The sequence below is a fragment of the Bradyrhizobium lablabi genome (assembly GCF_900141755.1).
GTDB classification, from domain to species: domain Bacteria; phylum Pseudomonadota; class Alphaproteobacteria; order Rhizobiales; family Xanthobacteraceae; genus Bradyrhizobium; species Bradyrhizobium lablabi_A.
The window spans coordinates 1,996,549-2,020,910 of record NZ_LT670844.1; the positions used below are offsets into that span (position 1 = coordinate 1,996,549).

The window sequence follows — 24,362 nt, forward strand, 5'->3', positions numbered from 1 at the left end:
CAAAATAGATTCAACTGGAGGCCACCATGCATCCCATCGATGATTCTATCGGCGAGCCGGCATTGGATTTCGAGGCTTGGAGAGCTTTGATCCAGTCGTTTTGTGGCCGGTACCACCCCGAGGGAATCGAGCCGAGCGTTTTTGCCGGCTGGGTGCACCCCTTTAGTTTGTGGGAATTCTTGGCACTGGATATTGGTTCCAATGCTCAGCGAATCGAGCGGACAAAGCGAGATGTTCGCCTTGATGGTATGGAGTATTACGCTGCGGTGTTTCAACTCGCTGGTCGCTCGGCGATCAGCCAGAATGATCAGGTCGTGTCATTGGATGTGGGCGAGGTCGCGCTCGTCGACGCGACCCGTCCTTTGACATACCTATCAAGCGATGAGAACACTCTGTGGAATTGCCTGTCTATTCAACTGCCGCGGCAATCACTGGTTTCTCACCTCGGCTTCGAGCCGCAGGGGGGTATTTTTAGGCGCAGAACACTCGCCGGGCGCCTGCTCCTCGATATCTTTCGGAATGCCGACAACGCGGAGAGAATAGCGTGTGCCTCGGCTGACCCCTACATGCGGTTGGCAATTTATGATCTCATCGGTGCGTTATTTGCGCCGTCTGCCCCTTCCCCAACCTCCCGCCATGCCGACAGGCTGTTTACTCGTATCCGTGATGTCGTTATGGATCGCTTTGCCGATCCAGATCTCCGTCCTCGTGACGTAGCAGCTGAATTGGGGATTTCCGTGCGCTACCTTCAGAAGCTCTTCGCGCTCCGGGGCTCGACCTGCAGCGATTTCATCCAGTCGCTTCGTCTGGATCACGCCGTACGACTTCTGCATCGTCGGGCATTGACAAAGACACGCCAGCCTCTCAGCGAGATTGCCTATACCTGCGGCTTTCGCGACTACACTAATTTTGCACAACAATTCCGTCGTCGGTTCGGACACACGCCGAGCGCCCACTCCGATGGAGACGGTCGCGGCGTCAATGGAACAGTGCGCACCACCAATAGTGAAAGTGCGGTTTAGGGCCAAGACGCCGACCGGCCCGTGACCTAGATTTATCTGCGACACCGGTGCGGGTCCGTTTGCAGAGACGCCATTATGAATACGCTTACGACTTTCAAAAGCTGTGCCGCGCTCTCTCGAGCGGCGCCCCTCCTCCCCTTCAAATACAGTCCCGGTCCGCTTGGTGCCGAACAGGTCGATATCTCCGTGAAACTATTGCGGCGTCTGTCGGGCCGACATCTCGATGATCGATGACACCTGGGGATTTATTAGCACCTTTCCGGTGCTGCCGGGCCACGAGGTCGTAGGCACCATCGCCGGGGCTGGGCCGCAGGTGAAACACCTACAAATGGGCCAGCGGGTTGGCTTGGGCTGGCAGTCGGCGAGCTGCATGTTCTGCCATCAACGCCGGTCGGGCGAACACAATCTTCACCCGCAGCAAGAGCGCACCATCGCGCATGGACACGGCAGTTTCGCCGATCGGGTCCGTTGCGATTGGACCTTTGCCCTGGTTTTGCCAGAGACGCTCACTTTCGAAACGTCCGGACCGCAGTTTTGTGCCGGCATCACCGTGCTCAATGCGATGGTGCACTTCGGCGTGAAGCCGTCGGATCGTGTCGGGGTCATCGGCATCGGTGGCCTGGGACATCTGGCGCTGCAATTGTTGCACACGTGGGCTGCGACGTGCATGCGTTCAGTTCAAGCGACGGGAGAATTTCGAATGACCGCGAGACACTTCATCGTGCAGAAGGCCACGACCTTCGACGTCGCGAGCGACGGCACCAGCTTTCGCATGAACTTCATCTGTCGGGACGGTAGTCAGGTTTCACTCAGCCTTCCGACTGAATGTCTCCATGGGTTCATGATGACGTTACCGCAAATGATGAGGCAGGCGCTCCGGACCCGAGGCGATAACGAGAGCCTAGGTCTCGTCTATCCGGTTGACAACCTACGCATCGAGCATTCCTCCGAACCGAACGCTTTCATCGTGACTCTAACGACGATGGACGGTTTCGAAGCGTCGTACGGTCTCTCACGACAACAGATGATGGATTTCGAGGGTGTCGCCGACACCGTTGAGCGCGAATGATGTTCGTTTGCGGCGAGGCTCGGTGAGCGCCAAAGAGCGCCAGCGCGGTGGCCGCCGTTTCATTATCTGCAATTACAAAGCCGCTAGGATTATCCTCAAGCGAAATGGGAACGTGTTTGGAGCACTCGGGTCGGAGATCAAAAAGTCTAATCATAACGTGGGTAATGTCGACCGCTCCGCCCAAAGGCAAGACACTTTGCAAACTCTGGATCAAGTTTAGCAGCAGACGCAAACTCGCGGAGACGGGTGACTTGCCGCCTTCTGCAGGGCCAAGGGAGGATGCCACTTACCAGCGAGATCTTCTCGATGACACCACTTTCTTACACGATCGACAGACTCCGACAGAAGACTCATTTGCAATGTGCGCCGCGGCCTGCATGATTCCTATCGCCTTTATCGGTTAAAATTTTCGACTTACAAAAACTCGGAATCAGCGCTGATCATATTCGGTACATTGGCGGGATTCATACAATTGCTGGATGCGGGGGTTAGAGGTGTTGCAGCATGATCCGGGGAAGGCGATCAGGCCTCTCGTCATTGCCGCATTCCAATTTTTCGCGCTGTACTTGTTGAGCAGCTCCGCGCGAACCAGCTCGGAATAGCGACTGCCACCAGATCTGTCGGGGTATAATCGTGGTCCTCTCCCTTCGGTCGTGCCGTTGCGTCGAGCCTATTAATAATTGGATCCGGTATATCCCTCGGTCGCGGTGACGCGTCTGCGAATCGGTCAGAAGATTTCCCTGAGTTGCTTCCATTCCGCTGCTTCTGCCTACCAGTATTCCATTCTTTCTTGGCAATCGCAGCCCGCTCACGGCACATCACTTCCAACGCTGCAAATTGTTCTTTTGAACTCATTGGAGCTCCCCGATTAATTTCCGCCGTCTAACCTGCTCCTTATGAAGGCCAACTGAAGATCATGTAACGCGACTTGACACGTTCGTGAGTAAGGCTCCGAACATTGAAATGTGGGGCAAGTTTCCTTCCGTATTTTTCCTTCGAAACCGCCTTCGAAAAATTGCAGCTACAACCGTAACCTCATTCGCAAATGGTGAAACTCGGCGGCAACTTGAGTGTCGTAGGTCTGAACGATGGTCCAAACAGCCCAATATCCGATGAATAAATTGTTCGAACCATTATCTTTTTGCCATGGCCCGGCGATGCCAAATCGATTCATGTTGGCGCCCATGACGAACCAACAAAGCCATGCTGACGGAACGCTGTCGGATGAAGAGTATCGATGGCTGGTGATGCGGGCAAAGGGCGGATTCGGGGCCGTCATGACGTGCGGAGCGCACGTCGTCCCGAGCGGCCAGGGTTTCCCTGGGACCCTCAGCATCTCTTCAGATTTGCACATCGCTGGGCTCACAAGATTGGCAAGGGGCATCAAGCAGGAAGGTAGCCTGGCAATCGTACAGCTTTTTCACGCTGGGTCCCGATCTCCACGGGATTTGATCGGACAAGCTCCGCTTTCCCCGATTGATGATTTAAGCACGGGATCTAGGGGCATGACGACAGCAGAGGTTGAGGAATTGGTGGAGGGTTTTATCGTTGCAGCATTACGGGCCGAAAAAGCCGGATTTGACGGAGTGGAAATCCACGCTGCTCACGGCTACCTGCCTTGTGCCTTCCTAAGCCCGGCTTCCAACCTCCGCACAGACAGATATGGTGGTTCACTGGAAAATCGAGCGCGCTTCGTGCGGGAGATCATTGCCGGTATTCGAAAGCGCTGCGGCGTAGAATTCAGCATCGGCCTCCGGTTGTCGGTCGAACGCTTTGGATTGGAACTCGAAGAGACCTGCCGAGTTGCGCAGGATTTCATGAGCGAAAAGACAATCGATTTTATCGATATGTCACTGTGGGATGTTTTTAAGGAGCCGGCCGACGAGGGGTTTCAGGGGCGGAGTCTCATGTCTTATTTCACGGAACTCAATCGCGGAGATGTGCGATTGGGGGTCGCGGGAAAGATCATGTCGGCTGCAGATGCGAAGGCGTGTCTTGATGCCGGTGCGGATTTTGTATTGAACGGACGGGCGGCGGTTCTCCATCACAACTTTCCACGCAAAGCTCATGCAGACGACTCTTTCGAATCGGTGCCTGCGCCTGTCTCGCGTGCGTACCTGGAGGCCGAAGGCCTTGGCCCCTCGTTTATCCAATGTATGGCAGACTGGTTCGATTTTGTAATCGAACCTGATGCCAAATGAATCTGAGACCACCATTGGCTTGTCGCGGGCAATAAACCGATGCCGTATAATTTTCTCGTGGCCTCCTGGGCTGCCCCGGGCGACCTCGGCCCGATGCTCACCGCAGCGCGCCAGTTGCGTGCCAGAGGTCATGACGTTCGCTTCATTGCGCGTTCGGACGCGCGCGAACAGGTGGAGGCGGCGGGATTCAGGTTCGCTACCTGGCGGCGAACGCCGAGCTTTTCTCCCGTTGGAAACGACGCGGATGGCAATCCCATGCGATACGCTTACGATAATTTTCTGTTTGGACCTGCCTCCGCGCATGCCGCCGATACCCGTGACGAAATTAATAACGCGCCAACTGACGCGCTCCTTGCTCATGACTGTCTGTTTGGTTGCGCAATGGCGGCAGAAGCCGCGGGCATACCTTGCGCGTTACTTTCGCCTCATATTAGCTTACGGCCGCTGCCGGGCTTGCCACCGTTAGGTAGCGGCATGCGGGCGCCGCGTACGCCCGAAGAGCGCGCCGAGGTCGAGGCTGCAAGTAGCCGGTACGCCGCTGTGATGAATGAGTGGCTTCCGATGCTGAACGACGCTCGCGCGAGCCTGGGCCTCGCTCCCCTGGACAACGTGATGGAGTTGTACGACCGCCCCGCACGCGTTCTGCTTGCGATCAGTGCGGCATTCGATTTCCCAGCTGACTACCTGCCCAAGAACGTGCGGTACATCGGACCCTTGCTCGACAACTCCGCCTGGTCGAAATCATGGGTAGCCCCGTGGCGTCATGGGCCGGACCGTCCGCGCGCGCTGATATCATTCAGCACCACTTTCAAAAACCAGGCCGATGCGCTGCAACGCACCTTGAACGCCGTGGCCGGGATCGAAATGGATGCTGTTGCGACGGTCGGTGCTTTGGAGGGCGAAACTTTCCACGCACCGAAGAACGTGACATTGCTGCACAGCGCTCCCCATGATGCGGTGATGAAAGAAATATCGCTGGTGGTGACCCACGGCGGCCACGGCACCGTCAGCCGTGCGTTGTTTCACGGCCTGCCGCTTCTGGTTATACCAGGAGGACCCGAAACGAACGACAACGGCTCACGGGTGGAAGCCCACGGTGCCGGGTTGACCTTGCCGTCGGCTGCCTCCGAAACGGAAATCGCCGCTGCACTGAACCGCCTCATCAGCGAACCGCATTTCTGCATCGCCGCGCGCCGACTGGGAGATGCGATCGCCGACGAAGTCAAATCGGCCCGGCTCGTTGGCGAGATGGAGGAGATTGTTAGAGCTTGCGACCTCGCCCCACGGGTTTGACCTTGCCTGTGTACCGAGAACCTAAACTCGGTGACCACCTTGTCTTCGTCATGTGCTGCTGGTCATACATGGCTACTGGCTGAAGATGAACAATCACAATCATTATTGGAGGTGAAACGCGAGCGCGAAGCGCCGCAATCAGACTGTAACTTTGAGCTCTACAGGATAACCGGCCCGTCGCTTAAATCGGCTCCCGAAATGCTTGAAGAGTTCGCCGGGATTGACACACGATCCGAAGCCCTCCCCGATCGTCAGCCAAGTCTCGCACATTTCAAATGATGTTGGTTTGCGGCGAGGCTCGGTGGCCGCCAAAGAGGGCCAGCGTGTTGGCCGCAGTTATCTTCTGCAATTACAAAGCCGCTAACACTATCCTCAAGCGAAATGGGAACGTGTTTGGAGCACTCGTGTCGAAGATAAAAAAGTCTAATCATAAGGTGGGTAATGTCGACCGCTCCGCCCAAACGCAAGAAACCTTTCAGCAAACTCTGGATCAAGTTTAGCAGCAGACGCAATCTCGCGGAGACGGGTGACTTGCTGCGCCTCTCTGCCGGCGGCACACTAAGGGAGGATGCCAATTACCAGCGAGATCTCCTCGATGACACCACTTTCTTCTTACACGATCGGCAGACTCCGACAGAAGCCTCATTTGCAATGTCCGCCGCGGCCTGCATGATTCCTCTCGCCTTTATCAGTTAGATTGCGACCCTACAAAAATTCGGAACCAGCTTTGCTAATGGGTACATTGGCAGGTTACATAGAACTGCTGGATGTGAGCGTTGGGTTGTTGCAGCTGGAATGAGCTCGGCATTTAGTTATCATCCGCATGGGCAACAAGGCGCCCGCGCGATTTATAGTCGGTGAGAAATTTGTACGACGCAACCTCATCCGCCAAACGTCGCAAAGTAGCGGCTGCGGCCGGTCCCAAGACGGCCTCCACGCGGCGATTGGCTGAATCCCATAACACCAACGCCTTTCGGAGCCTGGTTTTTGCCCGAGCGCGTCAGGACAGCGCGTTTGGTCCGCGCATCTTAGTCATCCTTTCGCAGCTCGACGAGCCCGTCGCGTACTAGCCCGTCCTATTCGTGAGGGTACGGTTTTTTTGGTCCGATTGACGCGGCCGCAGGCTTGCTCTGACGAGGCGCACAGGATCGCCTTCGGCTTTTCACCGCCTGTGACGACCGGTACTTTGCAACGCGCTTGAGGGATGAGTTGGGCGTCCAGGGGCGCACGCCCCGCCGGTCAAGGACCGAGCGGGAGCAGTGCACCGGGCAAGCTGCGGAAGAGATCGGCTTCGGGACATGCCGCGACGAACGCAAGGCGAATGCGGCTCGTGGTCTCGACGACCCGGGCTGCGACTTTCAGAGACGAAGACGCAGCGTCGCGAACTCGGCAGTGGCCAATTCCCGGACTTTAGGAATGGCGTCACCCACGGTCAGCATCAACCAATAAGCCGCGGTGTGGAGAACGAGGCGAACTTGATTGGCGAGCGCCGAACGGCAGCTGGTGCGATCGGAGGCGAGCTGCGTCTTATGCAGCTTGATCAAATTCTCGGCTTGGCCGCGCGCGCAATACAGGCTGTCGTAGATCCACTCGGCCGAGCCGACATCGAGGCTGGTGACGACGAAGCGGATGTCGAGGCCGAGCATTGTCGCCTCAATACGGGCGACGGTGCGTCGTTCGCGATCCCAGGACTTTGCCTTGTGGCGCGTCTCGGTATAACCGCGCAGAACAGGCAGGTTCTCGATGGCGCGTCGCGTGCGGATGTCGTCAGCGGCCTCGTCGACTTTTCTGGCGAGAGGCTTGGTACCGGACAGACCGAAGATGTAGTCGATGCCGTTGTTCTCACACCACGTCATCGCCTCCGGCCGAGCATAGTGCCCGTCGCCACGGAACGTAATTCGCGTCTTGTTTCATCGCGTCCGGATGTGCCGTACCAGGCGTCGAAGATGGGCACGCACCTCGACGCCGCCCGGGGTCTTGCCGGACCGCAGCACGACCGCCACGGGTCGGCTCTTCTCCGTGTCGTAGATGTGAATCGGCAGGAAGCAGCGTTCGTCATAATGAGCGTTGAACAGCGAGAGTTGCTGATGGCCGTGGACGACATCGCAGGTATCGTCGATTTCGAGCGTGACGGATGCCGGCTCGCGCGGATAGCTATCCATCCATGCATCGACCAAAGTGTAGGTCAGGCGGATCACGTCACGCAGGCGCGGAGCATTCTCCAGGCGCGACAGCCGGTTGGGAACACAGATCGCGACCCGTATCCGGCAGCCGTCCGCAGGCCAGCTTGAATGCGGGATCGGACCGCAGATGATCGAGGTCGTCGGCGTCCTCGTAGCCGCAGCAGATCGCGAACATGCGGGCGCGGAACATATCGACAAGGCTGTGCACGACCCGCGTCGGATCGCGCCGATCCGGGAACACCCGGGCCAGATTGTCGGCCAAACCGAGACGCCGCTCGGCCATCGCCAGAAGCATCACGCCCCCGTTCGAGGTCAGGCGACCGCCATCGAAGGCAGCTGTGACTTTCTTGGAACCGCTGGAAACGAGAATGGCAGCATCGTATCATCGGTCATGGCGGGCGTGGCGTTCGCGGTTGAAGGTGATGGGGTTGGCTTCGCAACCGAATCCTACGCCGCATCAGCGCTTTACACCACGCTCGCCAGCCTCTCAGGCGCCCTCTGGCGAATAAGACGGGCTAACGGCTGACCGGTGGCATATCCTTGAAGCAATCGCGCACAAATCAGTCCAGTCACCGCGTCGGCCGCGGCGAAAACAAGCATTGCTAAAGTGTTGGCAAGCAGTGAAGCAAATATGACCGGACGCCGTCCGACATAGTCCGAGACACCGCCGACGGTAAGCAGCGCCAGCAGAAGGCTAAATGCGTAGACGGCAAAGATAACGGTCAGCATGACGGGCCGGAATGCCCTGTGCCTACCGCAAATCAAGCCCGGGGGATGGTAGAGACGAGCCTTGAAGCGGTAGCCCTTTGCGGAGCCTCGCTGTTATCTGACGCTTTCGCGCCAGTGCCCTCACCGAGCGAGCGTGGCTTCTTGAACTCGTCTCCCCAAGCAGAACCCAGCGTGCAGATTTCCTGCACTGGGCTCGTGCCGGTTTTTCGCTCGACGAAGACCGCAGCAGCCGCGCACGCAAGCCGGGTCGCGGCGACCACATTCAGAAGTAGCAGTGACTCTATTACTTCAGGATCTTCGCCAAGCAGAGCGGGACCCGCAATGCCCGCATTGTTCACGAGCATCGCCAGCTTCGGATCGGTACATACGCGGCGCTCAACCTGTTTGAGACTGGACGCATCGGTAAGGTCGGCCCTCATTACCTCGACAATGATTCCTGCCTCGGCACGGAGACGTCGTGCCAAGGTCTCAAGGTTTTGCTGATTGCGAGCAACCAGAATCAGGTCGTAACCGCGGCGTGCAAGCCTGTCGGCGTATGTAGCACCAATTCCTGTCGAGGCCCCTGTTATCAGGGCGGTACCGAGTGGTGGGAGCATGGCTTCCTCTAGATCTCAGGATCTCAATCGTGTTGCACAATCGAAATCACGCTGTCTGGCTGATGTGGGTGGCCGGAGCGCAGTCAACTCCCCCGAGGGCAAGAACTTAAATGTCGTTCTTCAGCACGATCCGGTAGCGGGCATTACTGGAGCGTAGATGATCCAGCGCGTCCTTCACCTGTGAGATTGGGGACATCTCGAACGTAGCATAGGACGCGAGCAGTTTATGGGCACCAGGAGGGCTGCATTACGTGGATAGTCCCATTGGGACGCGAATAAAGGCGACGGTGAGTCCGTCAGGATGGCGTGCAATATGGCCCTTGCCTTCGGTATCTTCAATAAGCGCAACGTCGCCAGGGTTGATCATCCTGACATCGCCATCGCTTACTTGGAACTCCATACGTCCCGACAGGACGATGCAGAGCACACGTGTCGGTGGATTGTGGTAATCTAAGTCTTTGTCGCTAGGGGCTACGGTTATAAACTGTACGCCTTCCGCTGCATACATTGAAGAGATCTTAGTAGGTATGCCGAACATAATATTCTCTAGCTGCGGCGCTTCCACTTCTCCGATGTGCGACTCCCCGTCAGGGCTTGAGTAGATATGTAGACACTTCATTTTATCACTCTCATGTTCCCATTGGTCTTCAATTTGATGCCGGGGTGAACGCTTCAGCCTGTACTCATTTTCCGGCTCCTCATACTCGAGCGGCTTTAATCATACCGAGCGGGAAGCCGGTCACCGGCCGTATGTCGTCCATCCGCCAACCACGTGATGCGCCCAGCCGCAGCGTCTCGCCGCGTTTGCCATCGCTCGACCTGAACGCGTGCACGTCGCAGCCCACGTGTTCAAGAATTGCAGCGCCAGATGTCCCAGGCCACCGATGCCGATGACCCCGACACGATCCGACGGCTTCACGCCGAATTGCACCATCGCATTGAACACGGTGATGCCGGTACAAAACAGCGGTCCGGACATTTCGAAAGTGAGCGTCTCTGGCAAAGCCAGGGCAAAGGTCCAATCGCAACGGACCCGATCGGCGAAACCGCCGTGTCCATGCGCGATGGTGCGCTCTTGCTGCGGGCGAAGATTGTGTTCGCCCGACCGGCGTTGATGGCAGAACATGCAGCTCGCCGACTGCCAGCCCAAGCCAACCCGCTGGCCCATTTGTAGGTGTTACACCTGCGGCGCAGCCGAGGCGATGGGTGCCTACGACCTCGTGGCCCGGCACCAGTGGAAAGGCGCTAAATCCCCAAGCGTCCTCGATCATCGAGATGTCGGACGGAGAGACACCGCAATAGTTCACGGCGATATCGACCTGTTCGGCACCAAGCGGACCGGGACTGTATTTGAAGGGGAGGAGGGGCGCGGCTCGAGAGAGCGCGGCGTAGCCTTTGAAAGTCGTAGGCGTATTCATAATGGCATCTCTGCAAACGGACCCGCACCGGTGTCGCAGAGAAATCTAGGTCACGGGCCGGTCGGCGTTATGACCCTAAACCGCACTTTCACTATTGGTGGTGCGCACTGTTCCATTGACGCCGCGACCATCTCCATCGGAGTGGGCGCTCGGCGCGTAACCGACGACGGAATTGTTGTGCAAAATTAGTGTAGTCGCGAAAGCCGCAGGTATAGGCAATCTCGCTGAGAGACTGGCCTGTCTTTATGTCTGGCCTCTCCACAACGTCGAACTTGCCTTGTACTTGTTTCGGATCTGGTGGTCGGAAAGCCCACTACAAGCCGTCCCGACGGCGGCTGTTCGACATTCAGGGCGACGCAATAAAGTTGCGATAATTCCTGCGATGTCATAACCGCCTCAACCGGCCCGGTCATGAAGCGATCGTTACCAAGTATCCGACCCTATCGGCAATCACAAAAGCATGTTCGGGCTCGTGGGTCGATAGCACGATGGTAAGGCCACCCTCGGGGCGGGGGTACGGTATCCGACAATTCGACGACGATATCCGCTCCGTTCTCTCCAGCGAAGATTTTCAACTTCGCCATGCCGTCCCGGTCGGAAGTGGGAAAGTAGTTCGACGGAAAGACAATAAGCCTCAACGACATGGTTTTTGCTTTCGCTGCGTCGATGGCCTTGCGCGCAACATCCAACACTGCCCCCCACGGATCCAATTGATGCCCTGGATCGACCGTTATCTGTTACTGCAACAAAGCCTGTTCCCTCGCACTCGCGCGTAACCGAAATCTTCTTTTCCATAAATTATCTTTTACTCTTGTACCTACCAATTGCACCAAAGCGCTTGGCTTTGTCATGTGGATTACACATTCGGAAACATACTCTCGAACGTGTCAAATCGCATTACGAAATTGTCAGTTGGCCTTGATAAGGAGTGGGTTAGGCTGAGCAGCGACCGGAAAGCCCATGTATTCAAAAAAACAGTTCGCAGCGTTGGAGGCCATGTGCCGTGAGCTGGCTGCACTTGCCAGAAAGGAAATGGAATACTCGCTGATGGAATACTGGCTGGCAGAAGCGGAGGAATGGAAGCAATTCAGGCAGTCTGACCCATTCAAAGAAAGAATTGCGAACCGCTCGAATGACCTAGCGGAGACGAGCAACGCCTAAGTCGAATGACACGCGATGGAAGACGATTGCTGGAGCATTGGGGCTTCCAGATGTGAACAGCTTGGCGGCTTCTATCGCGCTTAAAGAAGAATTCATTGGAACTATCAATTACCGAAAAAGCCCAAGATTCAATAACAGCCGAATGTTCTTCAAGCTGCATTCGGTTATCCCTGCGAGGTCACGCGACGCACGAGCTCGGGATCACCAAGAGCGCTACCGGGCTCGATCAGCTGGCGAACCCCCATCATAAGCTTATGGACGGTCGCGTCCTGGCCCGCAAGACGCAGAAGCCCTCCTCCAAATCGGAGCGAATCGTCCAAATCGGCAGGCCGTTCTCCCCGGGTCTGCGGATGCGCAAAATCGGGTACCGCCGACTGCGACCACGCATCCGTGAGCAAGGGTTGGATCCCCGCAAGGAAGGCCTGTCCCAGTCCAGCGAGAGGATCCTTCGACCCTGCCCGCTTTGCAAGCAGATCTCTGAGGATGCAGGCTTCCCCTGCGGCGACGGTCATGCCCTGGCCATAGATCGGATTGAAGCGGCAGATCGCGTCACCGATCGGAAGCAGTCCTCGCGGGAAGTCCCCGAGCTGTTCGTAATGCTGCCACGAGTTTTCCGGGATGCTGAAGCGGTGGATGCCGTCCAGCCGCCGGGCATCCTTGATGGCGTCATAGATCGTTGACGTCCGGAGCTGCTGCATTCGGCCCATGAACTCGTCCGGATCCGGGGAGGGCATTTCGATATGCCGTTCGCTGATCAGCGCTATCCAGCGGTTGCCTTCGATCGACACCAGATAGCCGGTTCTGCTGCTCGCCGGTATTTCAGGGATCGTTACCACAGCCTTCCAGTTTCTCGAGCCCTCCGGAATCGCAAAGGTCGCGGTGGCATAGGAGAGATCGACGCCGATCTCGGTCTGTGCGGGTCGCGGACGCCCGGTCGCTTCAAGGAAAGACAACGCAAGGGCCCCGCGACGAGACGCGTCAATGACGAGATCGGCCGGAAGCGTCTCATCAGTTCTGTCTTTGGTCTCAAGCCGAACCCCAGTTGCGGAGCCGTCTTTGCTGGCAACTATATGCAGAGCGCGGCAACCGTCGCGCATGGCGATATTGGGTAGTTTCCGCGCGTTTCGTCGCACGATAAGTTCGAGCAGTGGTCGCGACATGCCATATAAGTCCCAGCCCAGATCGCGCTGCGGGAAGAAGGGGTCGAAGCCCGGGAACTCTTCGCGAAAATCAAGATTTAGCCGAATCGGCACAGCTCCAGCTCGGGCAAGATCATCAGCAAAGCCCGGGAAAAGCTCGCCGAGCGCACGCTGTCCGCCGGTGAGCAGCACATGTAATTGGTTGTCCTGGGGCGTGCCCGGCCGTGGAGAAGCGTCAAGCGGGAGCACGTCACGTTCCAAAACGGTAACACGTTCGAAGTGGCCGGCGACCGCAGCAGCGGCTGCCAAGCCGCCGATTCCCGCGCCTATCACAATCGCATGCTTAGCTATGGGGGTGAGTATCACGATGATGGCCTCGCATCATTTCCTGTGCCTTATGGTCGAGCAAACAGCGAAGTCTTCGGAAGCGAAGCGCGCTGGGGACACAAGTTGGTCAGCGATCCACTGCTCATGCCTTTGACGGACACAGAATCAAGGGTCCGAACTACAGCAACATTTCTACTTTGGAAAAGCGCGTTACGGCTGTAATATAGTTTTATTAATAAACCTGTCCTAGGTGCAATCGTACTGCGCGGATACCGAAACCTGCCGTTGGGTCGATGCGGCTGGGAGCCTGTGGCCGACTAGTTTCACAAGTGCGTGACGAGGTCGAGGGAGTTAGCGATCTCACGTCCAGAAGTCCGCGCGATCAAAATACCTATTTACAAGTTTAGAAAGGAAACCTAGCATCGCTTAATCGTGATGCAGGTTTCAGTCGATCCCGCGTCTTTGGCGCTAACGCTAGGACCGATGCGACCGAACGCGAAGCAGTCCGCAAGAGACGGGCGCTGGGGGAATCATGCACGGCACGACCGCGCTGAGCGATCAGCGAAAGACGACCGTCTGGATGCAAGGGCGCTTACTCTTAGGTGCGTTCCTTGGCGTGTCTACCGGCATCAGTTCGCTCTATTTCTATTTTCTTGGGCCTCTGATGAAGCCGATCGCGGCCACCTATGGGTGGTCTCGCGGCGAGGCGTCGCTGGGCCCCTTGGATCGCTGTTGTGGTGCTCTGGGCTGACGCTGATACTGTTGCGAGAAAGGTAACACTGGCGAGTAGAGGAACCAAGCCGACCGAACTCGTAAACGCTAGTGACGGGGCTGATGTCCTGCATCATCTTCGTCATCATGCCAGTCCGCTGTTCCTCGGTGCGACCCGCGCGTATATCACCGCGGACCCAAATGTGATCAGACGTGTGTTCGCCGCCCAAATAGCGATCCGCTCGGGCCTCCTCGATCACCACTTGCACGAAATAAGAAGGGGCGCCGGTCGCCTCGGTATGGCGAAAGGTGATCGCGTCCACAATCTGACGTTTTTGATCTGGGCTGAACCTGTCTCTTGGCAGGTAACACACGTAGGTTGGCATCGATCTCTCCTTACGAATGAACTTCTTTTTCGAACGAACCGCGTTTCGCCCGAAGCGACTTTGTGCGTTGCATGTAATAGTCGGCACACGCACATAAGCCATAATTGGCAACTTGCGATCGTGACACGATGGCGGCGACTTGGCGATGGGACGGCGGAATAGGCCATGATGACCAAACCCTGCTGGTGCCTCGGAGCTAACGATTCGGAGGCACACCCGCATCAGAAGATTGGTGACATGGCCGTTCACGGGACTACGCACCTGCGCCCGCTTGAGGTTGATGTCGGCCTGCGCGACTTGCTGCTGGGCGGCGTCGAACGCCGCCGCGCCTGAATGGCGCTGCCGACATATAGCTGCTGCTCCTCCGGTGCCGTGACGAGGTCGCTGAGGTGCTGCCGGCACTCCGCCTGCATTCGCTTGACCTGCAGATCGGCGGCTTTATCAAGCTTCTGATACCAACACTCTAGGGTGGAATACGGGCAACGGAAATGCTGGCGTCATTGTCGGCGGCCCTGGCGGATAGCGAAAATCCGGCGATCGTGACCGTGCGGCAAACGCTTTTGCGTATCGTTTACTGACCGATAGTGCACTTGTGCCGGGGCGACCTTGGCTTTCACTTCGGCGCATATTGCATTTCGCCATCGCCGAACGACCAGTCTTCACGATTTGTGTTGACCAGGCTGATCCAGATATCCTCTTTTCGCACATGAGCCTTCTCGTGGATCTCGTCAGCGACCTGGTGGAAGAATTTCTTCTTCACGTCGACCGAACGCCCGCTGACCCAGGTGACCTGTATGATGATGAGGTCGCGTGTATAGCTCAGGCCGAGATAACCCTCTTCCGGGTATATGATTTCGTCGGGAGCATGCCGCGTTACGACCTGAAACGTGTCATGCAACGGTACATTGGCGACCTCGGCCATGGCATGGTAGATCGCTTCGCTCGCGACCCTAACACGCTCGGGCGGCGCGTCCTTACTCAAATCTATTCTCGCCAACAGACTTGTTGATCTCCTCTCTCCATCTCGAGCAGTCTCGGGTTGTCCCGCATCAAGCGCGTGCAGTGGACCCGCCGCGCCCGCGACACCCGCGACCGCGCCGATCAGCAAGCCCGCCTTTATCACGTCGCGTCGTGGGTACGCGGTGGGTAGCGCCTGTTCGTCCATCTGAGCCTTCCCTCAAGAGTTAAAGATATCTAAATCGCGCACGTTGACGGTTCGCCTTGTTCAATTTCGTCAGGCAGAAGAGTGTTTTGGCCGATGTGCGAAACGCTGGATGCGATGCCTCAAGCCCCTTTGACCTGCAGCCCAAGGTCCAAGAGCGATTGACGTGCATCTCCGAACAGCATCGACGTCTTCGGTTCTACGAAGAGATCATTTTCCACACCGGAGAACCCCTTCCCTTTGCCGCGCTTGAGCACAAGGACACTCTTGGCCTCGGACACCTTGAGGATCGGCATGCCAAAGATCGGCGAGGCCGGGTTAGTGCGAGCAGCGGGGTTGACGACATCATTGGCGCCTACGACGACTGCGACGTCGGTTTCCGAGAAACGACCGTTGATCTCCTCCATGTCGACAAGTTTGTCATAAGGGATCCCAGCCTCGGCGAGCAGTACGTTCATGTGACCGGGCATGCGGCCTGCGACCGGATGTATGGCATAGCGGACGTCTCCTCCCCGCTTCTCAATGAGATCGCCAAGCTCCCGAATTTGGTGCTGAGCCTGTGATACGGCCAAGCCATACCCGGGGACCATGATCACGCGATTGGCATATGCCAATCGCAGCGCGGCGTCTTCCGCGCTTGTGGTGGACATTTCGCCTCCGGCGGAGGCGGTCACGACACCGCCAGCCTCTGCAGAGCCGAAGGCGCCAAAGAGCACATTGGCAAAGGAGCGATTCATAGCCTTGCTCATCGCGATCGAGAGGATGAAGCCGCTGAGGCCGTCGAGGGCGCCAACGATGATCAGAATGTTGTTGTCGATCGCAAATCCCGTGGCGACGGCAGCGAGGCCGGCATAAGAATTCAGCAACGACACGACTACCGGCATGTCCGCGCCGCCGATCGGCAGGACAAAGAGGATCCCGACGAGCACGGCGATCGCCAGCATCGCGGCGAAGACCCACACTTCATTTGGCGAGACGATCAGCCAACCCAAACCGATGACTGCCGCGGCGAGCAGCACCAAATTCATGGTGTTTTGCCCGCGAAAGGTCAGGGGTCGGCCAGGCAGGATTTCCTGCAGCTTGCCGAACGCCATCAGGCTTCCGGTGACGGTGAGTCCACCGAACAGCACCTCCAGCCCCAGCGCAAGGACATGTCCTCCAGCAAGCGACCCGGTGGCCGCATTGTGCGTGTATTCGCCGACGCCCACCAAGGTAGCTGCCAGCGCACCGAACGCGTGGCTCAAAGCTATCCGCTGCGGCATTGCGGTCATCGGCACCCACATGCCGAGCGGATAGCCTACCACCGCGCCAATCATGGCGCCGACGGCGAGCCACTCATAACTGACGATGCGGGCATGAAGGAGCGTGGCCAGTACGGCGACCGCCATCCCGAAGGCGGCGAGTTGCATGCCGCGGCGCGCGCTTTCCGGGCGTCCCAGAGCCCGAAGAGCCATGATGAAGAAAAACGCTGCCAGGAGGTAGGCGAGTTGGATCAATGTCTCGATCATGATTTCGTGACGCTCGATGCGCCATCCCCTACTTGCTGGGCTTCCGTGGCGGTTGGCGTGCGCTTGAACATCGCCAGCATGCGATCCGTAATCAGGAATCCCCCGACGATATTGGCGACGGCGCAAGCCACTGCGATGGTCCCCAGCACTGTGGCAAGATCCCCCTCATTGCTTCCGGCCAGGACCAACGATGCGACCAGCGAAATGCCGGAAATCGCGTTGGTGGCGGCCATTAGCGGCGTGTGAAGCAAGGGAGGTATGCGGTTGATCGCCTGCATTCCGACGAAACCGGCGAGCAGGAAAACAAAAAGCTGAATGGTAGTGGTCGCACTCACGAATCGGCCTCCTTACGCTGCCGCTGATGAAGTCGTGGCGGGCGGTTGGACGCCGAGCAGCGGCCCGGTGATCGGATCGGCAGGGTCCAGTCTCAGGCGGCCCGCCTCGTCGATGAGGTGATCAAGCAGGGAGCGGATGTTCCCGCTAAAGAGCCGGCTTGCGTCCGTCGCTGCGGCACTCGCAAGATTCGTCGGACCGAGAATGCGAACGCCATCGACCGTGACCAACTCATCCGGCCGAGTGTGCGCACAGTTGCCGCCGGTCTCCGCCGCGAGGTCAACGATCACAGAACCCGACGGCATCTGGGCAATGGTCGCCTCGTCGATCAATAGCGGCGCCGGTCGGCCAGGGATCTGGGCGGTGGTGATGACGAGGTTCATAGCGGCCAGATGCGGCGCAAGCGTCCGGCGGAGCCGCTCCTGCTGTTCCAGGGATTGCTCTCCGGCGTAGCCGCCGGCGCCTTCCGCCGTTGGCATGGCGAGATCTACCGATACAAATTTCGCACCGAGGCTCTCAACCTGCTCCCGCGCGGCGTCTCGGACGTCGAACCCGTGCGTGATCGCACCCAGCCGGCGCGCGGTCGCGATCGCCTGCAGACCGGCGACCCCTGCGCCGAGCGCGATCATCTTGGCCGGCTTGATGATGCGCGCGGCCGTCGTCAGCATCGGCAACAGAATATCTAGTAGGCGGGCGCCCTCGAGAACGGAAACATAGCCCGCCACCGACGCCTGGGACGAAAGCACATCCATCGCTTGTGCCCGGCTTATCCGCGGCACACGTTCAAGAGCGAGATGGGAGACTGGTCGCTCTTGAAGCCGTTTCGCCAAGCCGGCGTCGCGGCCGCCGAGCGAAATAAGGACGCCGCCGGCGCGGGGTGTCTGACTGGCGTCCGGAGCCCGAACCTTGGCGATGACAGCCGAGCCATCGAGAACCTGTTGCAGGTCTGCCAGATGGGCTCCAGCATTCGCATACGCGTCGTCGGGGAAACCGGCCTCTAGCCCTGCGCCCGTCTCAACAGTCACAATCGCCTTTGCAGAGAGCCTCTTCACATCAGCGGGTGTCAAAGCGACGCGACGCTCTCCGGGGAGCCGTTCGCGCAGTAGCCCGAGCGATACAAGGGCCGAAGATCCAGTAGTCATGATTCATTCCCTGGGTTAGCGCCACGCCCGCCGTCCCTGCCGCAAAACGGCTCCGATGTTCGATCCGGCGGCCCAAGGCGATTTCACAGGCATCGGAGTCGGCGATGTGGGTGAGAGAGCGGACCGCCGTTCGTCAGATCTGGGCTAGGCCGCCATCGACGAAGATCTCGCTGGCGGCGATGAAGCTGCTGTCGTCGGAGGCCAGAAAGGCGACGACCTTCGCAACCTCCTCATCGGTTCCCGTTCGGGCAAGGGGCGTTATGCTTGCCGCGTGTTCCATGAAGCTGTTCAGCGCGTCACGGCTGGCGGCGGCGTTTTCGTGCGCGGGCGACGGGATCACCCCAGGGCTGATCGCGTTGACCCGGATGCCCTGGCCCCGCAAATCCGACGACCATGTCCTGGCGAAGTTGCGGACCGCCGCCTTTGAGGCGCTGTAGACGCTCCAATTAGCCCAGCCTTTTGAGGCGACGATCGAGGCGTTCAAGATGATCGAGCCGCCCGGCCCCATCAGAGGCAGGGCCTTCTGGACGGTCCAGATCACGCCCTTCACATTCACGTCGAGCTGATAGTCGATGTGCTCCTCCGTCAGGCTGCCGAGCGGGGTCGGAATCACCACGCCGGCATTTGCGAAAACGACGTCGACCCGTCCCACGTCACTGCGGATCTGGTCGTAGAGCCGGTCGAGATCAGCCGGCTTGGCGACGTCGCCCTGGACGGCCTTAGCACTCGGTCCAAGAAGGGCGGCGGCGGCATCGAGTTCTGCCTGCCTGCGGCCCGTGATGTAAACGCGCGCGCCTTCTTTCACGAAAACCTTGGCCGTCGCCAGGCCGATCCCAGAGTTTCCACCAGTGATGACAGCGATCTTTCCATCGAGTTTCGGCATTTTTTCCTCAATTGTCGGTTGAACCAGGCAGTTCTCCAGGACGCAGCGCGTTCGGCCTTGCCCTCTCCTCGCCCGCTCTTCTTCTGTCACGGCTCCAAAGGTCGAAAATGGTTTGCTCGCGCACCCAGCGTCCCGCATGGATCGTACGAGCGCTTCCCTCAGGAGCGGGGAGCGAAGCCTGAATACGGCTTCAGTGGAACGATCATCGGAGGCTGCAGGTAGCCTTCGCGGATGAGAGGAAGCGCGTTGAACTTTTCTGCGACTTCGTCAGCCGAGGGGGCTTCCACAATTGCGCAGGCGCCTCCGGCGTCACCGCGAAGCCAGATTTGTTGAACCAAACCGGCCGCGTAGAGGCCACGTATCATCTCGAACTCCGCCTCCCTGAGATCTGCGGGAGCGGGGGTTTCCGCCTTATCGGGATGCCAGGAGAACAGGGTCATGAACTGCATTTTGAGCGCTCCTAGAGTTGATACCAGCATATGCTTGCGTTTGACAAAATAGCAGCATATGCTTACAAATCAAGGCGGAGATCATCACATGAACGAGAGAACCCGGTACACACGACCGGAAAGCGAAGGACGCTGCCATTGCACGGAATTGCGAAAGGCGTCGCGACGAATCTCGCAGCTTTACGATACGGCGCTCGCGCCGAGCGGCCTGAAGACGACGCAACGAGCGATACTGGCGGAAATCGGGCGTTACGAGCCGACGACGGTCGGCGCGCTGGCCGACGCGTTGGTGATGGACGCCGGCGGTCTTGCTCACACCTTGAAGCCGCTCACCCGCGAAAAGCTGGTCACGATCGCCGTCGATCCGCAGGACCGGCGCAACCGGCTGATCAGTCTGACCCGCTTGGGACGGTCCAAGCTCCGTAAATCGGATGCCCTGTGGGAGGCCGCCCAGCGGGGCTTCGAAGCCGCTTTTGGGGCCACCGAATCCGAGGACTTGCGCGTAGTGATGCAGTTTCTCGCAGCGAACGACTTCACTGAAACTTTCGAAACGGCGCTGGCGTCGACCAGCCGATAAATATTCCGGACACCTTATGATCGATTTGAGAAGCGACATTTGCAGCCGGCCGACGCGTTCGGGGCTGGGAGCACGCGGACAGAATTTGGGACTTATCTTCCTGCCCGGCTCGTTGCCGGCGCCTTCCGCCTCGTCGCATCGCTTCTCGTTGTGACCCTGTCCAAGCCAGGCAAGCCGAACGTCGTTGCGGCCACGGCTTGAACAAACCCCGTCGAATGAAAACCAAGTTGGAGAAACCCCAATGGACTATCGATATCTCGGCCGTTCCGGCTTCCGCGTTCCGGCACTAAGCCTTGGAACCGCTACCTTCGGCGGCAAGGGTGCTTTTTTTGCCGCTTGGGGTGATACCCAGGCGGAGCAGGCGACGCGCCTCGTCGACATGTGCCTCGACTTTGGCCTGAACATGTTCGACAGCGCCGACATCTATTCCGCCGGGCTTGCAGAGGAAATCCTCGGCGCGGCGATCAAAGGCAAGCGCGATCGCGTTATCATCTCAACGAAGGCCACTTTCCGCTCGGGAGAAGGCCCCAATGACGTGGGTTCTTCTCGCTATCATCTGATCAACGCTTGCGAGAAAGCCCTGAAGCGCCTTGGGACCGACTATATCGACATTTTTCAGCTTCACGGCTTCGACGCCAGGACGCCGATTGAGGAAACCTTGAGCGCCCTCGACGATCTCGTCCGCGCCGGCAAGATCCGCTATGTGGGCTGCTCGAACTTTTCAGGCTGGCATCTGATGAAGTCGCTGGCGGTGGCGGAGCGTTACAATTTGCCACGCCATGTCGCGCATCAGGCCTATTATTCGCTGGCCAACCGCGAATACGAAAGTGAACTCATGCCGCTCGGGCTCGACCAGGGGGTCAGCGCAATCGTCTGGAGCCCCTTGGCGTCCGGGCGCCTCACCGGCAAGATCCGGCGGGGTCTATCCGTGCCTGAAGTGAGCCGGCGCGGCCTGAGGCCCGAAGACGGTCCTTTCGTGGAGGACGAGCATCTCTTCACGATCATCGACGCAATCGATGAGACCGCCCGCGAGACAGGGAAATCGGTGACGCAGATCGCGCTCAATTGGCTCCTTCAACGTCCCACCGTCGCGAGCCTCATCATCGGCGCGCGCAACGAAACGCAATTGTCGGAAAATTTCGGAGCCATTGGCTGGGCCCTGACGCCCGATCAGGTTCAGCGCCTGGATAAGGCCAGCCGGGTCATCCCGACCTATCCTTATTGGCACCAGGAGGGATTTGCGGAGAGAAATCCATTCCCTGCCTAATAGAGATCCCGAGAGCACATCAGGCATCCTGATCGGGATTATCGTCATAGCCAGCGAGAAGATCCGTCAAGTCGGAGCTTCTTAAGCAGTTTTTTAAAGTCTCTTCATGAACAGGCTCGAAGATCAGAGTGTTGTGTGTTCGAGCGCCGTTATTGTGTCCGCGGCGCTAAGGATAGCGGTGGCATAATTGGGGAGATTGATTTCCAGTGTCGTCCGCATCTCTTCAAAATTGTAGCTGGCGATCGCATCCTTCACCAGAGTGACGTCGTATCCGAGTTCTGCGGCGTAACGCACCGTGGCTTCGATGCAGGTATTCGCCTTTTGGCCAATCACGATCAACCTATGGATACCGTGCTTCTTAAGCTGCAGATCCAGGTCTGTTTCCGCGAAACCGCTGGAGCACCAGTGTTCTTGCGCAACTACTTCGCCAGGCAGCGGCGTGAATTCTTCGCGAAAGGTTCCGCCCCAGGTTCCAGCTCCGAAGATACGTCGTTCGTGGCCGAATTTCTGAATGGGTGCGATGTACTTCCAGCCCTCGATTTCATCCTCGGGCCCCCGGTCTCGGTGATGCGGTGCGAAGAAGACCCGGATGCCTGCGGCACGGGCGGCCCGAAGGACGGCAAGCATGTTCGGTACGCAGTCGACCGCTTCTGCTACCTCCTTTATCAGCGGCCATAGAATACCACCCTCCGAGATAAAGTCGTTGTAGGGATCAACTACCAGAAGGCCCGTCAGATCCTTCTCAAACACTGGGGCGCTCATCGTAAAGCCTCTCACAAGAAAAGTTACAGATGAAGAGACAAATGTCAGGGGCGTTAGGCCATGACATTGTATTCGCGGGTGTACAGGAGCTCGCAGCGCTTGCGATCCATGAATGCTTCTTCGTCAGGGATCACGTTCTTCCGATAGCCATCCGATTCGAAGAATGCTTTTGCCCCGGCGATGTCATCGAACCAAATCTCAGCGATGCCGTCGAAGTTGGAGGCTGTTGTCCCTGGCAACGCATCGCCCGTTCTGTGATCTTGAATGTAGCGCCGAACGTATTTCTTCGATTCCGACTGGGCGGCGAAGAGGGGCGCATGAACCTCACGCCAGTATTGGATGAACTTGTCGTATGTAAAATCGCTTCGGCGCACCATGAGAATACTTAGTTTGATCATTTCATTCTCCGATCGAGTTGACCAAATCCCTTAACCACGGATCAGCGGATGCATTCTTCCAGTCGCGCTTCGGGCCGGGTCGTCGCGGACCCGACCCGGGCGCTTCTGGCCGTTACGCCGCCACGAGCACGTTATCGATCGCGTGGACAAATGCCGCCAGATCGATGGGCGCGCGCTCAGTGACGATCTTGCCGTCGGTGACCGCGGGTTCATCGATAAAGGTCGCGCCTGCATTTTCCAGGTCCGGCTTGATACTCCACCAGCCGGTGGCGCGCTTGCCGCGAGTCAGTCCGGCATCCGAAAGGACCCAAGGACCATGGCAGATCGCAGCGACGATCTTGCCCGCCGCGGCGGCGGCCTGAACGAACCCAATCGCCTTCGCATCGTTGCGTAGCGCGTCGGGATTCCAGACGCCGCCCGGAACGATCACAACGTCGTAGTCTTTGGCGGACGCGTCCTCCAGAAGCCGGTCGATCTTGATCCAGCCGCCGGTAGCGATAAAGGTAATCGTCATGATGTGGGTTTCACGCACGTCGGGAAACTGGATGCCATGGAAACCCGGGTAGCTGGGCTTTTTGGGCGCGACCAAGTCAACCTGCGCACCGCGCGACCGGAAATAGTGCAGGACAGTGGTCAGCTCGATCTCCTCGACACCGTCGGTCGCGACGACGGCGATCTTCCGGCCTGCATGGAGCTTGGGTTTGTCGGGTGGCAACACCCAGATATCGCGGATCGCGCTGTTTTCCGGTGCGTCGAGCATTTGCGCGTTGGAGAGCCTGGGCAGCGAAGCTGACGCCTCGACGTTGAGAAGTGCCCTCAGTGGTGAAATTGTCTGGGTCATGATTGTCTATCCTCGGATGCGAATTCATTCGGATGTTCGGTAAGTACGATTGCTGTCTTCACACACGGATCGAGTTCGGTATCCGTCGAATCGAAGCGATGTCGCGCGCACGCCACGGACTGGCGATCTAGACAAAGCAGTTGAGCCTGAAGACTCTGGCGTCAAGGAACAGGTCTTCGAGACGCGATCAATCGTAGTAGATGTTCGGGGGACCCGTTCTGCTCATGGAGCCGTGGCGGCCTCATCGGGTGAGCATGTTTAACCTCAGACACACTGCTACGCTCGACGGATCATTGCGGCAAACGCAAGTTTTTCATGCATAGCATGACCGGTGGGCATTGTGATCGATGGCCCCCCAGATGTTCGTCGCGGTCATCAAAACTAAATCGCCAACCAGGGCGGCGCAGCGCGGTGGAGCCCGCCCGGATCCGCGCGAACTCTTTCGCCGGCGCTAGGCGGCGGCGTAGCGGGCGAAGCCGTCAGCCACCATCGCCGTCAACCTCTCAATCGTGCGCCCCAGATTGCCGAACTCCCCCCGATGGATCGGCCAGATATCGAGCTGCATGGCGAAACCGCTTGCATCCACGATCGCGATTTCATCGCGGCTGGCGCTGGCCCGCAGTACGCCGCGCAGGCCGGACGCGATCATGCGCAGCCGGAATTGGGGATCGAATGTCGCGGTGACCGTGGTGTTTCTGGATCTCATCCGGCGGCTCGGGCCCGGCCGGCACCTTCCTGCTCTTCGCCGTGCTGACGGTCGGAGGCTTTGCCTTCGCCTGGGCCCTGGTGCCGGAGACCAACGGCC

The 24,362-nt window shown here is 58.4% G+C and carries 23 protein-coding genes and 3 pseudogenes; 9 read left to right on the forward strand and 17 right to left on the reverse strand.

Going from position 1 to position 24,362, the window contains the following annotated elements; all coding sequences use genetic code 11:
* The first annotated feature begins 26 nt into the window (after positions 1–26).
* The 4 genes and pseudogenes from B5526_RS09320 (at position 27) to B5526_RS09335 (ending at position 5,585) form a co-directional block, all read left to right on the forward strand.
* Positions 27–1,022 carry a helix-turn-helix domain-containing protein gene (locus B5526_RS09320; protein WP_079537941.1) on the forward strand — a complete coding sequence of 332 codons (996 nt, stop codon included), beginning with the start codon at positions 27–29 and terminating at the stop codon, positions 1,020–1,022.
* 205 nt (positions 1,023–1,227) lie between these two features.
* A pseudogene (locus B5526_RS09325) lies at positions 1,228–2,091 on the forward strand (alcohol dehydrogenase catalytic domain-containing protein); the annotation flags it as partial.
* A 1,112-nt stretch (positions 2,092–3,203) separates the two neighbouring features.
* Positions 3,204–4,292, forward strand: a complete 1,089-nt coding sequence (locus B5526_RS09330; RefSeq protein WP_079544827.1) for an NADH:flavin oxidoreductase — start codon at positions 3,204–3,206, stop codon at positions 4,290–4,292.
* 39 nt (positions 4,293–4,331) lie between these two features.
* Positions 4,332–5,585, forward strand: a complete 1,254-nt coding sequence (locus B5526_RS09335) for a glycosyltransferase (RefSeq protein ID WP_079537943.1) — start codon at positions 4,332–4,334, stop codon at positions 5,583–5,585.
* Between the two features lie 1,239 nt (positions 5,586–6,824).
* On the opposite strand, the pseudogene B5526_RS09345 reads toward B5526_RS09335, so the two are convergent.
* The 4 genes and pseudogenes from B5526_RS09345 to B5526_RS09360 all read right to left on the reverse strand — a co-directional run bounded on the left by B5526_RS09345 (position 6,825) and on the right by B5526_RS09360 (position 9,712).
* Positions 6,825–8,161: pseudogene (locus B5526_RS09345) on the reverse strand (IS1380 family transposase).
* A gap of 72 nt (positions 8,162–8,233) precedes the next feature.
* Positions 8,234–8,497, reverse strand: coding sequence for a hypothetical protein (locus tag B5526_RS09350; RefSeq protein WP_079537945.1), 264 nt, complete (start codon positions 8,495–8,497; stop codon positions 8,234–8,236).
* Positions 8,498–8,529: 32 nt separating this feature from the next.
* The gene (locus B5526_RS09355; RefSeq protein WP_079537946.1) at positions 8,530–9,093 is read right to left on the reverse strand and encodes an SDR family NAD(P)-dependent oxidoreductase; all 564 of its coding nucleotides are present in this window, start codon (positions 9,091–9,093) and stop codon (positions 8,530–8,532) included.
* A gap of 247 nt (positions 9,094–9,340) precedes the next feature.
* Positions 9,341–9,712 carry a hypothetical protein gene (locus B5526_RS09360; RefSeq protein ID WP_079537947.1) on the reverse strand — a complete coding sequence of 124 codons (372 nt, stop codon included), beginning with the start codon at positions 9,710–9,712 and terminating at the stop codon, positions 9,341–9,343.
* A 249-nt stretch (positions 9,713–9,961) separates the two neighbouring features.
* Here B5526_RS09360 and B5526_RS38890 point away from each other — a divergent pair, with 249 nt between their 5' ends.
* Positions 9,962–10,267, forward strand: coding sequence for a hypothetical protein (locus B5526_RS38890; protein WP_244562240.1), 306 nt, complete (start codon positions 9,962–9,964; stop codon positions 10,265–10,267).
* A 43-nt stretch (positions 10,268–10,310) separates the two neighbouring features.
* Here B5526_RS38890 and B5526_RS39710 read toward each other — a convergent pair.
* Positions 10,311–10,511 (reverse strand): annotated as a pseudogene (locus B5526_RS39710) (alcohol dehydrogenase catalytic domain-containing protein); the annotation flags it as partial.
* A 960-nt stretch (positions 10,512–11,471) separates the two neighbouring features.
* Here B5526_RS39710 and B5526_RS37540 point away from each other — a divergent pair.
* Complete coding sequence (locus B5526_RS37540) at positions 11,472–11,672, forward strand: hypothetical protein (protein WP_154071227.1); 201 nt, start codon at positions 11,472–11,474, stop codon at positions 11,670–11,672.
* Positions 11,673–11,836: 164 nt separating this feature from the next.
* Here the strand turns inward: B5526_RS37540 and B5526_RS09370 are convergent, their stop codons facing one another.
* Positions 11,837–13,120, reverse strand: a complete 1,284-nt coding sequence (locus B5526_RS09370; protein ID WP_154071228.1) for an FAD-dependent oxidoreductase — start codon at positions 13,118–13,120, stop codon at positions 11,837–11,839.
* 647 nt (positions 13,121–13,767) lie between these two features.
* Positions 13,768–14,457: a tautomerase family protein gene (locus B5526_RS39715; protein ID WP_079537950.1), complete on the reverse strand. Its 690-nt coding sequence runs from the start codon at positions 14,455–14,457 to the stop codon at positions 13,768–13,770.
* Between B5526_RS39715 and B5526_RS38425 the strand changes: the two genes are divergently transcribed.
* A complete protein-coding gene (locus B5526_RS38425; RefSeq protein ID WP_172842021.1) occupies positions 14,401–14,568 on the forward strand; it encodes a hypothetical protein in 168 nt (55 codons plus the stop codon). The two genes, B5526_RS39715 and B5526_RS38425, sit on opposite strands and share 57 nt — an antisense overlap.
* 280 nt (positions 14,569–14,848) lie before the next feature.
* On the opposite strand, the gene B5526_RS38895 is transcribed toward B5526_RS38425, so the two are convergent.
* The 6 genes from B5526_RS38895 to B5526_RS09405 form a co-directional block, all read right to left on the reverse strand.
* Positions 14,849–15,400: a tautomerase family protein gene (locus B5526_RS38895; RefSeq protein ID WP_079537951.1), complete on the reverse strand. Its 552-nt coding sequence runs from the start codon at positions 15,398–15,400 to the stop codon at positions 14,849–14,851.
* Positions 15,401–15,519: 119 nt separating this feature from the next.
* Positions 15,520–16,905, reverse strand: coding sequence for an NAD(P)(+) transhydrogenase (Re/Si-specific) subunit beta (locus B5526_RS09385; protein ID WP_079537952.1), 1,386 nt, complete (start codon positions 16,903–16,905; stop codon positions 15,520–15,522).
* Positions 16,902–17,240 carry an NAD(P) transhydrogenase subunit alpha gene (locus tag B5526_RS09390; RefSeq protein WP_079537953.1) on the reverse strand — a complete coding sequence of 113 codons (339 nt, stop codon included), beginning with the start codon at positions 17,238–17,240 and terminating at the stop codon, positions 16,902–16,904. Before B5526_RS09390 ends, B5526_RS09385 begins: the two co-directional genes overlap by 4 nt.
* A 12-nt stretch (positions 17,241–17,252) precedes the next feature.
* Positions 17,253–18,380 (reverse strand): NAD(P) transhydrogenase subunit alpha, encoded by a 1,128-nt coding sequence (locus B5526_RS09395; RefSeq protein WP_079537954.1) that lies wholly within the window; start codon positions 18,378–18,380, stop codon positions 17,253–17,255.
* A gap of 133 nt (positions 18,381–18,513) precedes the next feature.
* Positions 18,514–19,263, reverse strand: a complete 750-nt coding sequence (locus B5526_RS09400; RefSeq protein ID WP_079537955.1) for an SDR family NAD(P)-dependent oxidoreductase — start codon at positions 19,261–19,263, stop codon at positions 18,514–18,516.
* A gap of 158 nt (positions 19,264–19,421) precedes the next feature.
* Positions 19,422–19,712: a muconolactone Delta-isomerase family protein gene (locus B5526_RS09405; protein WP_172842022.1), complete on the reverse strand. Its 291-nt coding sequence runs from the start codon at positions 19,710–19,712 to the stop codon at positions 19,422–19,424.
* 88 nt (positions 19,713–19,800) lie between these two features.
* On the opposite strand from B5526_RS09405, the gene B5526_RS09410 reads away from it, so the two are divergent.
* Together B5526_RS09410 and B5526_RS09415 are read left to right on the forward strand one after the other, a co-directional pair.
* The gene (locus B5526_RS09410; RefSeq protein WP_244562242.1) at positions 19,801–20,289 is read left to right on the forward strand and encodes a MarR family winged helix-turn-helix transcriptional regulator; all 489 of its coding nucleotides are present in this window, start codon (positions 19,801–19,803) and stop codon (positions 20,287–20,289) included.
* A 241-nt stretch (positions 20,290–20,530) separates the two neighbouring features.
* Positions 20,531–21,556: an aldo/keto reductase gene (locus B5526_RS09415; protein WP_079537958.1), complete on the forward strand. Its 1,026-nt coding sequence runs from the start codon at positions 20,531–20,533 to the stop codon at positions 21,554–21,556.
* 123 nt (positions 21,557–21,679) lie between these two features.
* Here B5526_RS09415 and B5526_RS09420 read toward each other — a convergent pair whose 3' ends face one another.
* The 4 genes from B5526_RS09420 to B5526_RS09435 form a co-directional block, all read right to left on the reverse strand.
* The gene (locus tag B5526_RS09420; protein WP_079537959.1) at positions 21,680–22,318 is read right to left on the reverse strand and encodes a cysteine hydrolase family protein; all 639 of its coding nucleotides are present in this window, start codon (positions 22,316–22,318) and stop codon (positions 21,680–21,682) included.
* Positions 22,319–22,371: 53 nt separating this feature from the next.
* Positions 22,372–22,716: an EthD domain-containing protein gene (locus tag B5526_RS09425; RefSeq protein WP_079537960.1), complete on the reverse strand. Its 345-nt coding sequence runs from the start codon at positions 22,714–22,716 to the stop codon at positions 22,372–22,374.
* 112 nt (positions 22,717–22,828) lie between these two features.
* Positions 22,829–23,557, reverse strand: coding sequence for a DJ-1/PfpI family protein (locus tag B5526_RS09430; RefSeq protein ID WP_079537961.1), 729 nt, complete (start codon positions 23,555–23,557; stop codon positions 22,829–22,831).
* Between the two features lie 451 nt (positions 23,558–24,008).
* Positions 24,009–24,263: a hypothetical protein gene (locus tag B5526_RS09435; protein ID WP_154071230.1), complete on the reverse strand. Its 255-nt coding sequence runs from the start codon at positions 24,261–24,263 to the stop codon at positions 24,009–24,011.
* Between the last annotated feature and the right edge of the window lie 99 nt (positions 24,264–24,362).

Coding starts and splice junctions, on each gene's coding strand:
- B5526_RS09410 (WP_244562242.1), top strand. CDS start 19,801: ATGAACGAGAGAACCCGGTACACACGACCGGAAAGCGAAGGACGCTGC.
- B5526_RS09350 (WP_079537945.1), bottom strand. CDS start 8,497: ATGCTGACCGTTATCTTTGCCGTCTACGCATTTAGCCTTCTGCTGGCG.
- B5526_RS09385 (WP_079537952.1), bottom strand. CDS start 16,905: ATGATCGAGACATTGATCCAACTCGCCTACCTCCTGGCAGCGTTTTTC.
- B5526_RS38895 (WP_079537951.1), bottom strand. CDS start 15,400: ATGGACGAACAGGCGCTACCCACCGCGTACCCACGACGCGACGTGATA.
- B5526_RS37540 (WP_154071227.1), top strand. CDS start 11,472: ATGTATTCAAAAAAACAGTTCGCAGCGTTGGAGGCCATGTGCCGTGAG.
- B5526_RS09420 (WP_079537959.1), bottom strand. CDS start 22,318: ATGAGCGCCCCAGTGTTTGAGAAGGATCTGACGGGCCTTCTGGTAGTT.
- B5526_RS38890 (WP_244562240.1), top strand. CDS start 9,962: ATGTCCCAGGCCACCGATGCCGATGACCCCGACACGATCCGACGGCTT.
- B5526_RS09395 (WP_079537954.1), bottom strand. CDS start 18,380: ATGACTACTGGATCTTCGGCCCTTGTATCGCTCGGGCTACTGCGCGAA.
- B5526_RS09435 (WP_154071230.1), bottom strand. CDS start 24,263: ATGAGATCCAGAAACACCACGGTCACCGCGACATTCGATCCCCAATTC.
- B5526_RS09430 (WP_079537961.1), bottom strand. CDS start 23,557: ATGACCCAGACAATTTCACCACTGAGGGCACTTCTCAACGTCGAGGCG.
- B5526_RS09330 (WP_079544827.1), top strand. CDS start 3,204: ATGAATAAATTGTTCGAACCATTATCTTTTTGCCATGGCCCGGCGATG.
- B5526_RS09425 (WP_079537960.1), bottom strand. CDS start 22,716: ATGATCAAACTAAGTATTCTCATGGTGCGCCGAAGCGATTTTACATAC.
- B5526_RS38425 (WP_172842021.1), top strand. CDS start 14,401: ATGATGACCAAACCCTGCTGGTGCCTCGGAGCTAACGATTCGGAGGCA.
- B5526_RS09400 (WP_079537955.1), bottom strand. CDS start 19,263: ATGCCGAAACTCGATGGAAAGATCGCTGTCATCACTGGTGGAAACTCT.
- B5526_RS09405 (WP_172842022.1), bottom strand. CDS start 19,712: ATGCAGTTCATGACCCTGTTCTCCTGGCATCCCGATAAGGCGGAAACC.
- B5526_RS09360 (WP_079537947.1), bottom strand. CDS start 9,712: ATGAAGTGTCTACATATCTACTCAAGCCCTGACGGGGAGTCGCACATC.
- B5526_RS09415 (WP_079537958.1), top strand. CDS start 20,531: ATGGACTATCGATATCTCGGCCGTTCCGGCTTCCGCGTTCCGGCACTA.
- B5526_RS09355 (WP_079537946.1), bottom strand. CDS start 9,093: ATGCTCCCACCACTCGGTACCGCCCTGATAACAGGGGCCTCGACAGGA.
- B5526_RS09320 (WP_079537941.1), top strand. CDS start 27: ATGCATCCCATCGATGATTCTATCGGCGAGCCGGCATTGGATTTCGAG.
- B5526_RS09335 (WP_079537943.1), top strand. CDS start 4,332: ATGCCGTATAATTTTCTCGTGGCCTCCTGGGCTGCCCCGGGCGACCTC.
- B5526_RS39715 (WP_079537950.1), bottom strand. CDS start 14,457: ATGCGGGTGTGCCTCCGAATCGTTAGCTCCGAGGCACCAGCAGGGTTT.